Origin of the sequence: Sinomicrobium oceani, assembly GCF_900119185.1 — a bacterium.
Taxonomy (GTDB): domain Bacteria; phylum Bacteroidota; class Bacteroidia; order Flavobacteriales; family Flavobacteriaceae; genus Sinomicrobium; species Sinomicrobium oceani.
Genome location: NZ_FPJE01000014.1, coordinates 38,110 through 50,643, shown reverse-complemented (window position 1 = coordinate 50,643; position 12,534 = coordinate 38,110). Strand labels below are relative to the sequence as shown.

At 46.7% G+C, this 12,534-nt stretch carries 7 protein-coding genes; 2 read left to right on the top strand and 5 right to left on the bottom strand.

Features of this window, described 5'->3' with window-relative positions; translation table 11 throughout:
- Window position 1 precedes the first annotated feature (1 nt).
- Complete coding sequence (locus tag BT112_RS13275; protein ID WP_072317878.1) at window positions 2-1,492, top strand: potassium/proton antiporter; 1,491 nt, start codon at window positions 2-4, stop codon at window positions 1,490-1,492.
- Between the two features lie 281 nt (window positions 1,493-1,773).
- Window positions 1,774-2,628 (top strand): mechanosensitive ion channel family protein, encoded by an 855-nt coding sequence (locus BT112_RS13270; RefSeq protein ID WP_072317877.1) that lies wholly within the window; start codon window positions 1,774-1,776, stop codon window positions 2,626-2,628.
- Window positions 2,629-2,813: 185 nt separating this feature from the next.
- On the opposite strand, the gene BT112_RS13265 is transcribed toward BT112_RS13270, so the two are convergent.
- The 5 genes from BT112_RS13265 to BT112_RS13245 form a co-directional block, all read right to left on the bottom strand.
- Complete coding sequence (locus tag BT112_RS13265) at window positions 2,814-4,955, bottom strand: glycoside hydrolase family 43 protein (RefSeq protein ID WP_072317876.1); 2,142 nt, start codon at window positions 4,953-4,955, stop codon at window positions 2,814-2,816.
- Between the two features lie 48 nt (window positions 4,956-5,003).
- Window positions 5,004-8,186, bottom strand: a complete 3,183-nt coding sequence (locus BT112_RS13260; RefSeq protein WP_072317875.1) for a glycoside hydrolase family 2 TIM barrel-domain containing protein — start codon at window positions 8,184-8,186, stop codon at window positions 5,004-5,006.
- 7 nt (window positions 8,187-8,193) lie between these two features.
- Entirely contained in the window at window positions 8,194-9,774 is a 1,581-nt protein-coding gene (locus BT112_RS13255) for a glycoside hydrolase (protein WP_072317874.1), read from the bottom strand.
- 152 nt (window positions 9,775-9,926) lie between these two features.
- Window positions 9,927-10,604 (bottom strand): DUF3823 domain-containing protein, encoded by a 678-nt coding sequence (locus tag BT112_RS13250; protein WP_072317873.1) that lies wholly within the window; start codon window positions 10,602-10,604, stop codon window positions 9,927-9,929.
- 90 nt (window positions 10,605-10,694) lie between these two features.
- Window positions 10,695-12,530 carry a RagB/SusD family nutrient uptake outer membrane protein gene (locus tag BT112_RS13245; protein WP_072317872.1) on the bottom strand — a complete coding sequence of 612 codons (1,836 nt, stop codon included), beginning with the start codon at window positions 12,528-12,530 and terminating at the stop codon, window positions 10,695-10,697.
- Between the last annotated feature and the right edge of the window lie 4 nt (window positions 12,531-12,534).

Sequence of the window (12,534 nt, the reverse complement as noted above, 5' to 3'; positions counted from 1 at the left end):
TATGAACATCACTATTGAGAACATTTTACTCATAGGCTCCGCCTTACTCTTTATCAGTATTATTGCCGGAAAAACATCGTACCGTGTCGGACTTCCCACGCTTATACTTTTCCTCGCTACCGGAATGCTCGCAGGCTCCGAAGGAATAGGTAAAATTTATTTTAACGATCCCAAAATCGCACAGTTTATCGGTATTGTCTCCCTGAATTTTATTCTTTTTTCCGGAGGTATGGATACCAACTGGAAATCCATAAAGCCGATATTCTGGCAGGGTATATCGCTGTCTACGATAGGTGTTTTGCTCACTGCGACCTCTCTGGGTGTCTTTGTATGGGCGGTAACCGATTTTACGATATACGAAGGTCTGTTACTCGGTGCGATTGTCTCTTCTACCGATGCTGCCGCGGTATTCTCTATACTGAGGTCTAAAAATATAGCTCTGAAAACCAACATACGGCCTACACTGGAGCTCGAAAGCGGAAGTAACGACCCTATGGCTTACTTTCTCACCATTGCCTTTCTGAGCCTGGTTATCAATCAGGATGAAAGTATCTGGACAATCGTCCCGATGTTCCTGAAGCAGATTTCCCTGGGTGTATTACTGGGATTTCTTTTCGGAAAAGCGGGAAAGTACGCCATTAATAAGATCAATATCGATTTCGAAGGATTGTACCCGGTGCTGGCTATCGCGATCATGTTCTTCACATTTTCTGCGACAGACTTCGTAGGAGGCAATGGCTTCCTGGCCGTATATCTCTGTGCGGTATATCTCGGAAACCAGGATATCATCCACAAAAAGACCATAGTACGCATGTTTGACGGACTGGCATGGCTCATGCAGATCGCCCTGTTTATCACACTCGGCTTACTGGTTTATCCCAGCCATATTCCTCCGATATTCGGTATCGGTATCCTCATCTCTGTCTTCCTGATCTTTATTGCACGGCCGCTAAGTGTATTTTTGAGTCTTGCTTTTTTCCGGATGAAACTACGACGTCGCTGGTATATTTCATGGGTAGGACTGCGCGGGGCCGTACCGATCGTATTTGCCACTTATCCGCTGCTGGCCGGTATCGATAAAGCCGATCTTATTTTTAATATCGTGTTCTTCGTCTCGGTAACTTCCGTACTCGTGCAGGGCACGACACTTTCCGTGGTAGCCAAATGGCTGCACGTGTCGCTTCCGGAAAAGGTAAAGCGCAAAACTCCCATGGATATCTTCTTATCGGATAGTGCCAAATCGGCCCTGGAAGAAATTTACCTATACCCCGAAAGCCCTTCTGTCGGAAAAAAAATCGTAGACCTGCACTTTCCTAAAAATGCGATCATAGCCATGATAAAAAGAGACGGAAAGTATATTACCCCAAATGGTATGACCGTATTGGAAAGTGGTGATTTTCTCGTTGTCCTGGCCGAAAACAAAGACGGTATAGCGCAGGTTTACGACTCGCTGCAAATGCCCCGCCCGGAACAGGAATACGAAATGGAATAATATACCTACCGTATTCTCCTTGATGAGAAATTGCGGCCGATGTTTCTCCTCCATTCCTGGTAGTTTCCGAAACCATGCACTCCGAAACGGAAAAATATTTTTTTCCGGAAAAAACATCAGTAATGTCATTTACTGATTATGAATGAGTTTGCACCCGTTACCGGATTTTTATAAATATTCCCGCTCAGGAGATGTTTGATTTTTTATATAATATCATTAAATTGGGATTGTCGCATTTTGTAACACATTCATATACCAAATCATTAAAAAGAAGAAAAACTATGCAAGAAACGGGAACAGACACAATTCAAGGGTACTGGGATGAATTTATCACCACCGCCATAGAATGGGCACCGAAGGTCATTTCAGCATTGATTTCGGCCGTACTGATTTACGTTATCGGTCTGTGGCTGATCAGGATTGCCAAACGACTCATGGCCAAAGCTTTCAAGCGTCAGAATCTGGACGTATCTTTACAACGATTCCTCAACAACCTTATTTCCTGGGCACTGAACATTCTGCTGTTTATCCTGGTTGTCACCCAACTGGGCGTTCAGACCTCCGCACTCGTCGCCATGATCGGTGCCGCAGGTTTGGCTATCGGTCTGGCATTACAGGGCTCACTTGCCAATTTTGCCGGAGGGGTCCTCATCCTTGTCCTCAAGCCTTTTCGTGTAGGAGATTTTATCGAATCCAGCACCGGGGTATCGGGAACAGTACGGGAAATCGATATTTTCAACACCAAGTTAAACACACCACAAAATCAATTGGTCGTTGTTCCTAACGGAAACCTATCCAACAGTAACGTCACCAATTATACCCAACTCGGAACACGACGTACCTGGTTTAATATCGGCGTATCTTATGACGCAGATCTCAAACAGGCCAAAGAAATACTATTGAACGTCGCCAGGAATAATCAGTATGCTTTTGAAGATCCCGCTCCGCAGATCATGGTTACGGAATTGGGAGACAGTTCGGTAAACTTATCCGTACGGGTAACTACTTCCAATGAAAATTTCTGGACCATGAACGAACAGCTCATTATCGACTGTAAGGCTGCTCTTGATGAGGCGGGTATTGAAATTCCGTTCCCGCAACGTGATATCCATATCAGGAACCAGGAACAATCCTGATAAACACCTCTCAGATACCATCAGCCACGGATATCCCGGAACTACCGCATATATTCGTGGCTGAATCGTATTCTACCAGGAATGATACCGTACTCCATCCTAATACAAAAAACGGTCGCCCCTCAAATTGCGGACGACCGTTACTGTTTTCATCAGGTTACAGATATTTCATTAGTCCGCTGAGATCACTCCACGGCAATACCCTTTAATGTGGGGGTCACTTCCTCAATATTTCCCTGCGCGTCAAAAGTCAGACGATCGATACAGACTTCACGATGAAATCCGGCTGCACTTCCCATGTGCTCTCCTTTAGGTCTTGTAAAACGATGATAAATAATATACCATTCGTCTTTTCCCGGTACCTGAATGACAGCATTATGCCCGGTAGCCAATATCCCGTTTTTTTCATCTTTCCGGATCACGATATTATTTTCCGGAATATGCAGTGGTCCCACAGGGCTGCCGGACGTGGCGTATCTAACCTTGTAATCGGGGCTTCGGGTATCATCCTCAGACCACAGGAAATAATACCTGCCATTTCTGTAAAACACTTCTGCCCCTTCCCGGAACGTATCATCTGGGGTTATTACTTTTATGGTTCCCTTTTTCAGGGAGGTCATATCCGGGTTGAGCTCTGCTACGGCCATAAATCCGTTACCCCAATAGAGGTAATGTTTGCCGCTTTTGGGATCGGCAAAAACATCCGGGTCAATATTTTGTCCTCCTTTTACCCCTTCGGGCTTTTCGGAGACCAATGGTTTTCCGGAATCCCGGAATGTGCCGTAGGGACTGTCGGATACGGCCACACCGATCTGCTGTGCGGCGGTAAAGTAGTAGTAATATCTGTATGCACCGTCAACCCGGGTTTCGATCATCGTCGGGGCCCAGGCATTCCTGTCGGCCCAGGAAACATCCTTCAGCAGATCGAGGATCACGCCTTCGTCTTTCCAATGGACCAGATCTGGGGAAGAAAATGTTTTAAAATAGGTTCCGGACCAGCCGTTAAACCCGTCACTGGTGGGATACAGATAATATTTTTTTTCTTTATGAGAATATATAATCTCCGGATCGGCGTAATAGCCTTGTACTACAGGGTTTCCGTCTACCGCTACGGTAAGCTCATAGGTCTCCGTTTTACCTCCGAAGGAAAGCTGGTAACCGATACTTCCTTTGGAGAAATCCTGCGGCCCTCCGGGTTTCACCGCTGTACCGGGAAGGGTAGTAAAACCGGGAGTGAAAGCCGAAACGTCCTGCCCAGGCTCAAGGGGGACGTAAATGGTCTTTTCCCGACTGTCAACAACCACATTTCCGGATTTTACTCCGGGTCCGGAAACGGCCAGTACCGGTGAAATATCTCTTGAAGGAAAAGCTTCGGTCAACCGCTCCAGTTCTTCCTGTGTGATCTGTATGATCGTTCCGTGACGGGGATGAAAATTCATAGAGACCTTTTCATCCACAACCTCAAAATCTTTCAGATCCGAACTTTTGGTAAACTGGTATTCTCCATCGACATACACATCATACATCAGGATGTAGGTATCGGAACCGATAAGCTTAAAAACCCCCGAACCTTCCACAGCCTTATCGGTCTGATCGACATTGCCGGGCTCGGGTTTGTACCCCGATGTGAGCCTGTCCGACACAGCTACCTTGATCCCCTTGTCACGTTCTCCTTCGGTTTTGTAGAACAGGTAATACTTACCACCTTTCTCAACGATGTCCCCATCGATACAGGCCTTTTCGGCAGGGCTATAAAACAATTGCTGTGGGGCACCCTCCAGAGCGGTAAAATCGTCATTTATATATGCGTAATAAATCTTGTCGTAGCTTCCGGTTTCCAGCATGGAAAAATAAACCATGTATTTCTTTTCCCTTTCATCATAGATTGTCTGCGGAGCCCATACCCGGTGAACTTCGGAAAATTCGGGGTATAAAGAAGGAATATCAATGACGGTAGAAGACCAGTCGACAAGGTTATCGGATTTCATCAATACCATGGCCGTATTGCTCCAGCCGTTTTTAGTGAGCAAATCGGTAACCACCATATAAAATCCTTTATTGTCTTCCCGTCTCAGGATATGCGGGTCACGAACTCCCCCGGTGGTACTGATAGCATCCGAAGCCACAATGGGTTCGTTATTATTCAGGGCGTAATAGTTATAGCCATCCGGACTTATGCCATAGCGAATCGCTTCCTCCCCGGCTCCGTTTCCGGTAAAATAGGTAAACAGATAGGCTGAGGGCGATGATAATTCTGTGGTTTTGTCTTTATCACACGAGAAAGTGACAAGGGCGATACATAAAAAGAGATAGGATGTAATTTTCATGATCTTCAGATCGGTTTTATTTGTAATAATATTGATTTGTTATTGTGATTACGGCAATAGACTGATGGTATATGTGTAACTGTAATTTCCACCTTCGAGCCGGTACTTTTCGTGGGGATATCTACCCCAGCTGTCATCTCCTCCCAGACCACGCTGCCTGTAGTCTACATGAAGAAATACCTTGTCCTGTACCTTGAGGTCGGTAGGGTGCCGCTGGGCCTTATGTTCTCCGGCATCCAGATCTTCCGTGGCGATATGCAGCGCACTGAAACCCAAAGGCTGGTCTCCTGTTACCCGGATTCCCCCTCCTCTTTTGTCGGCCAGTTGTAACCACCGCACATCGGTCTTATATCCTGATTCCTGCGGACGGATATACGTCCATGTAAACTGGTTTTCCACATTGTCTTCGTACAGCCCGATAAAAGCAGCCGTATTTCTGTCTTCATAATTTTCCCATGGCCCTCTTCCATAGTATTCGAGCATATCGTATGCTCCGGGGAGTATCATTCGCATACCGAATCTCGGTATTTCCGGAAGCTCTTTATCGGTATGCAGGCTTGCTGTTACCCGGATATCCCCGTTATTACGTATAAGATAATTTATCGTATAGGGCACCGCTACACCTGGCAGTTCATAGCGAACTGTGACCGGTACACCTTTCTTATTCTTTTTTCCGACCTGTACCTGTGTCACTACGGCGTTTTGCGTAGCTTCTTTCCAGGCTTTCAGCTTATGCGGCATTCTGTTCCCGAAGTCATTATCGGTGGGCGCCCTCCAGAAATAGGGTTGAGGGAAAACGGAGACCGGGCTTTCGGAACCTTTTCGATGATAGCTTTCGAATACGCCCCGGGCGGTATTAAATACGCCCTCGATATCGCCGGAAGAAAATGACAATTGTTCCCCGTTGCTTTTTACTTTTAATTTTTCTGCTATCGTTGTTTCCGGTAAATTAAAAAAAGAAGTGTCTCCTATAAAAAACTGTTCCCTTGCGATCTCATGACCTGCCGGGATCATGGCATCGGCTGTACGGGTATAGGCATACACATTGAGAAAACATTCCTTTCCGGAAACTTCCGGAAGATCGAGGCTGATCTCCCGGCTAACTCCGGGGGCCGCTTCGACCTCAAATTTTCCTTTTTCAACAATCTCTCCGTTTGCGATGACTTCCCAACGAAAATCGTATCGGTCCAGATCAGTAAAATCGAATTCGTTTTTAACCAGAATCTTGTTGTTCTCTCTCCCGAACCTGATGTTCTGATATACCTTTTTTACTTCCATCAAGCCGGGATGTGGCAGGCGATCTGCAGTAACGAGTCCGTTTGCATTAAAATTGTTATCGTTCTGCAGATCGTGGCCTCCCAGGTCTCCCCCGTAGGCCCAGAATTTACGTCCGTCTGCCGTACTGGCTTCCAGTCCCTGGTCTACCCAGTCCCAGATAAAACCACCCTGCATGTGCGGGCTACTATCTATAATATCCCAGTATTCCTGAAAATTCCCCGTGCTGTTTCCCATGGCATGGGCATACTCACACATGATAAAAGGCCGCTTTTTAGAGGAATCTTCGGCATACGACCTCATATGCTCCAAAGAGGGATACATGGGACAGACAATATCGGTATTCCTGTTCTCTCCGGCTTGCTCAAACTGTACCATACGTGTGGTATCCCGCTGTTTTATCCAGTCGTATCCATCATAAAAGACAGGGCCGTTACCACTCTCATTTCCCAAAGACCAGATAATGACGGAAGTATGGTTTTTATGAAATTCCACCATCCGCTTCATACGGTCGAGATGGGCGTCTGCCCAGGCTTCGAGGTATGCAGGGTGAACGGTCTTGTCGAACCTTCCCTGCCATTCGGCTCCCATCCCGTGGGTCTCTATATTGGCTTCATCCACGACATACATCCCATACTCATCAGCCAGATCATAAATGTAGGTATCGTGAGGGTAATGGCTCATCCGGATGCTATTGATGTTGTTCTGCTTCATCAGCTCCACATCCTTACGCATCATCTCCCGGTCCGGAACATGTCCTTTTACAGGGTGATGCTCGTGCAGGTTTACGCCTTTAACCGTAATGGCCTTACCGTTAATCATGAGTTGTGCCTCCTTGATCTCTACTTCACGGAATCCCGCTTTTCCTGCGAGTGCTGCAATTTCTTTATCATTCGCATCCAGCAGGCTAATGGTATAACGATACAGCACAGGATGTTCGCCGCTCCATTTACGTACCTCCGGGATAACTCTTTTAAACCGGACCTCTTTTTTATTTTTCCCGGTCGGTACGGTTTCCGTACAGACTTCTTTCCCCTCCGGATCGAAAAGGGTCATCCTGACCTTCGGGTTCTTAATACTTCCGTCGTCAAACTCTTTCAACCTTACGTTCAGGCTGAGGGTTCCGTCGCGATAATCAGGAGTCAGCCCACTGGTCAGAAAATAGTCCCAAAGGGTTGTTTTGGGCATCGCCTGCAGGCACACATCGCGTTCTATACCGCTCAACCTCCAGAAATCCTGGTCTTCGAGGTAGCTTCCGTCATGCCACCTGAAAACCTGTACGGCAAGGAGATTTTCTCCTTTTTTCAAAAGTCGGGTAATATCAAATTCAGCAGGTGTTTTGGATGCTTTGGTCATCCCGGCTTCTTTACCGTTGACAAATACCCGCGCATAACCGGAAACCGAACCGAATCGAAGGATAATCTCCTTATCCTGCCAATCTTCGGATATGGTAAATGTACGGCGATAAGACCCTACCGGATTGTATATTTCTTCATTGCCTTCCCGATCCGCAGACTTCAGGTTTATGCCCTTTCCCGAAGACAGTTCCCTGTTGGAAGGCTGTACGGGGTAGCCTATATAGGGCGGATTTTTCGGAAAAGGATAGGTGACATTGGTGTAGATGGGAATGTCAAATCCTTCGAGTTCCCAGTTGGAAGGCACGGGGATGGCATCCCAGTCACTGTCATCGAAATCTGTTTTATAGAAATCCTGTGGGCGCTGACTCGGGTGCTTTACGATATGGAATTTCCACGTCCCGTTGAGACTTTTATACAGCGGCGACTGCCCGGCCTCCTTTTTGAGCGCTTCGGCAGCGGAGGTAAACAACACAAAATCACTGCGGCCTTCGATCTTGTTACGGTCTACAACAGTCGGATCTTCCCATTCATTGGGTTTCTGTCCGCGAGCAGCAGTCAGAACAAATATCAACAAGAAGGATAAAAAAATCTTATTCATGATATAATCAGTTAGTATGTACAAATGTTACGACCGACTGTCCCGGGATCTCTACGTTCCCACCTCCCATCACTAACCCGGTTGTTTTATTCAGGTTTTCTTCTTCCGAGGTTACATAAGCATATCCGGGATTCCACCCGCGTCCGTCCAGGCTGAATTGTGCCAAGACACCATGTTCTTCGGTGTTTACCATAACGACCACACATTTTCCGCTTTTCGGATCTCTATAGGCCGATACCAGTAATCCTTCATGGTCCTGCCCGGTTTCCACGTGTACGCGTTTATATCCGGGGCGGATAAACCTGCTGTAGTTTCCGAGTGTCCAGAGCATTTTACCCGGGTATATGTTTCCGTCTGTTTTATTTTTATCTACATAAATCAGTCCGTCTTTATAATCGTAAGGAGAAATTGCCAGCCACCAATGCCATGCAGAGGCATTGGCGATAACAAGGTCGTGATGGATTACCCGGGCCATATACAGCGCGGGGGGCATACCGAGATCCCGGCCATGTCCCTTGATGTCACCGTCATTATTACCCAAAATACAATATTCGGACATCCAGTATTTTAACCCGGGATACTTTTGAAGTTCCCCTGCCAGTTTTTCTCTTTGTTTCACCAGAGTCGAGGCCGGAGAGGTCGTAAAATAGCTATGCCCGGAGATGGTATGGCTCACATGAGAGAGGTTGCCGATATAATCGGGAGATCCTTCTCCGAAAAAAGCAGCGATCTGTTTTCCTCTTCCTTCCTTGTTTCCGGTTTCGAATAAATAATTGATCTGCCCGGCTTCACTGATATCAATCTTCAGGTCCAAGCCTTTCTTATCAAGTTCCATGTCCAGAGCCCTCACGATTCCTGCAATTTCCGAATTCGTGTAACAAGTTCCCTCCTGGCCACCGTCTGTCCAGTCCCACTGCGGCTCGTTGACCGGACTTATAATCGTGGGGGTTAACCCCATTTTTCTTAATCCCGATGCAGTATTCGCCAGAAACCGTGCAAACTGTCCGATACGATGTTCGGGAAGGTTCGATTGCGTTCCGCTATTGCTGTATGCTTTTCCGTTACGCGTCATGGAGACGGGTGGGCTGTTGGCAAACAACAACAGGTTTTCCACACCGCGTTCCTCTGCGGCTCGGGCAAACCACAGCTGCCCTTTCTGCCTATCCCAGTCGTATGTTCCGTCTGCCTTTAAAAAAGATTCGGCCCTGCGCCATTCGTCCTTGATTCCGCTGTTTTCTGCCTGCCCGGCACTTCCCGCACCCAGGTTGAATCGCCACAGCGAAAGCCCTATGCCTTTGGGATTGCCACTTTCGTCCGTTTCCCTGCTAAAAAGCAGATCGGCCATTTGCTCTCTTTTTGCTACCGCCCATTGGCCCGTAAACTGGCAGGACCATGCATCGGAAGCGCCGAAATTGTCTATGGTCTGATACGAAACCCCGGTATTGATGTTAATGCGTACCGGCGATATGGTTTCCGGAAGCGGGAGCGTATGAGCATTGTTCCCGGTTTTGCCCCCACAGGAAGAAAAAACACTTGACATTAAGACAAACGCCAGGAAGGGGAATAGTATATTAAAAGACAGTTTCATAGTATTTAAAGACTACAATATAAAGGTTTACATCCGATTTAAGTGTTTTTTAAACAATTAAAACAAAAACAGGATGTAAACCTCACTTATTTATCAGGATATAAAGAAACTACAGTGGGGTAACGGCGTTTTTTACCGTCAAACATACCGGGTCACAGTTCTACTTTTTGGGATTGTGTATAATAATACTCATTGGACTGTCCGGACCGGACCCCGATACGCACAAAGAGGTATTCTTCGTTTGCGAGATTTTCCGGGATCTCAAAACTTACTGTGGTTTGCTGTCCGGGCACGATATCGTCTGTGGCTATATTACGTACATATTCGTTTTTGTTCTGATCGGTAAGCATTCCTGTTCCCAGATACACATTCACCGATTGCATGCTGGCCGTACCGACGATCCGGTCTACCGTAAAACTCGCTGTCAGTGTCGAGCTATTAACCGTAAAACCCGGATCTTCAATAGTAAAATACGGTGTTACTTCTACGTCATACGTTGTCTTACCTTTTACATCGACAATCAGGGTATCACTGAGCATGGGCACCCATGGCCCGCCTTCTTTAACGACCAGCTTGTATTGTCCTTCAAACAACGATACCGAATAGGTGCCGTCATGCGCTATATACACGGGGATATTCTTTTTAAGATCATATCCATCCTGCCATAATTCAAACTCGGGGCCATTGGTTCTCACTCCGACGGACTGCCCCCTATAACTTACTGTTCCTTCCAGGACGGCATTGGGTTCGTCATAATTGTCGTACTCACAACTTCCGGCAAGAAATGCCGTAAGCATAAGATATAGTAATCGGGATATATATTTTTTCATTGTGTTTGTTTTTATGTTTAACATTTAAAAACAGGCATGTCTTTTCCGTATTCCTTTCCGGTTCCGGACATACCTGTTCACCACTAACTATTAATGAAAAGGGTTTCTGACCAATGTGGGGTTATTGTTCAGCACATTCGGGTCTATGGATGAATAATAATTGGCAAACCGGAAAAAGCGTGCCCTCCGGAAGCGTGTAGGCCTCATCCTGTTGAAAATATACTTGTTGTGATCTTCATGACCCGGGCGAACAACACGGTAAGGGAATAAACCTTTAACCACGGCTTCTTCGCTGTTATCACTACCATCCCATATCTCGTGAGCTATACGCCATCTTTTCAGGTCGAAAAAGCGATGGTCTTCAAAGGCCAGTTCCACCCGTCTTTCGTTACGGATGATATCCATGGTCAAGGTGGTAATACTGTTTTCCGGAAACCCTGCCCGTGCTCTTACCGCATTTACGTAGCCCCGGGCCTCCCCTTCCAGTCCTCTTTCGAAAGCAGCTTCTGCCGCATTGAGGTATAGCTCTCCCATCCGGAACCAGGGCCACCAGTTTTGCGCGGAAACACCACGGGTACTGGCTCCTGAGGCTTCACTGACAAACTTGCGCATGTAAAACCCGGTGTTGGTTACAAACTGTGCATTATCCTGCGGACCATCGAAACCGGTCCACAGTGCGGCATCTTCGTATAGCCCTCCGAGATTGGGCGCTACCCTGAACTCATATTGTCCTTCTTCCCATACGGCAACTCCTGCCTGCATGCTTACAGGAACACTCTTGAATGTGGTTCCGGGATAAACTACCGAGCCGTAAAGACGTCCGTCCTTATTCTCAAAGATATCGGTGATATTTTCGTAGGGTATATAGCTACCGTCCGCATTTTTATCATGTAATGTTCCTTCGTTTCCATCCAGGTAATCGAAACTTTCCACCAGGTTCAGAGATGGGGTCAGCATGGAAGAACCTTCGTTATCCTCGGTAATGCTTCTCACGATATTGTCATAGGAGAAGCGGTGTACTTTAAGGCTCAGTTCAAAGTCTTTGGCAAAGATCACCTCCCGGCTTCCTTTATTCATCAGCATTTCGTAAAAGTTCGCTCCTTTGTCGGGGTTCTCATCATACAAGGCATAGCTTCCGCTACCTAGGATTGTCCGCGATGCGACAAGGGATTTCTGATAATAATCATCGGCCTTATCAGCGGGAATTCCCACCTCCCCTCCGGGTAACATGATCGGGGAAGACATCAGGTTATTGTATTTGGCCAGGGAACCTGCATAAAGCATGGCGCGACTCTCAAGGGCAAGTGCCGTATAGGTATTGGCCCGGGTCTGACTTCCATTGTTGGCTTCCAGGTCGGATTTTATGGTTTCCAGTTCCGAGTAGATAAAATCATAAATCTCATATTCTTTGGCCCTGGGAACACGCAGGTACGCAGGGTCACCACTGTAGTCATAAATAAGTTGTGTCGTCACCAGGGGAACACCTCCCATGCGTTTTACCATTTCGAAATAGACAAACGCACGGATAAACCGAAGTTCGGCTTTGTACAGGTTTTTCTGATCATCGCTGAGCTGTACACTGTATTCGTCTATATTTTCCAGGGACAGGTTGATATCGCGGATAAATCCATAATCCCAATAGCGTCCGTAATCATCCCCGAACTGGAAATCGTTACGCCAGTTTTCGTCGAAATGCCCGGACCACATGGCATCATCTATTTCGCTCATTCCCCCGGTATTAAACACGCCGTGCATAGAAGGCAGGCGATCGTAATAATTAGCCATTAAAGACTGGATAAGTTGCGGGTCGTTCCAGAGCTGCTCGTCTGTAATAATATTTTTCGGATCTCTTTCCAGCCAGTCTTCATTGTTACAGCCGGCAAGGAAAAATGAAATTATAATAGAGTATATCAATAAATGTCTCATCGTT

Coding starts and splice junctions, on each gene's coding strand:
- BT112_RS13270 (WP_072317877.1), top strand. CDS start 1,774: ATGCAAGAAACGGGAACAGACACAATTCAAGGGTACTGGGATGAATTT.
- BT112_RS13250 (WP_072317873.1), bottom strand. CDS start 10,604: ATGAAAAAATATATATCCCGATTACTATATCTTATGCTTACGGCATTT.
- BT112_RS13245 (WP_072317872.1), bottom strand. CDS start 12,530: ATGAGACATTTATTGATATACTCTATTATAATTTCATTTTTCCTTGCC.
- BT112_RS13275 (WP_072317878.1), top strand. CDS start 2: ATGAACATCACTATTGAGAACATTTTACTCATAGGCTCCGCCTTACTC.
- BT112_RS13255 (WP_072317874.1), bottom strand. CDS start 9,774: ATGAAACTGTCTTTTAATATACTATTCCCCTTCCTGGCGTTTGTCTTA.
- BT112_RS13265 (WP_072317876.1), bottom strand. CDS start 4,955: ATGAAAATTACATCCTATCTCTTTTTATGTATCGCCCTTGTCACTTTC.
- BT112_RS13260 (WP_072317875.1), bottom strand. CDS start 8,186: ATGAATAAGATTTTTTTATCCTTCTTGTTGATATTTGTTCTGACTGCT.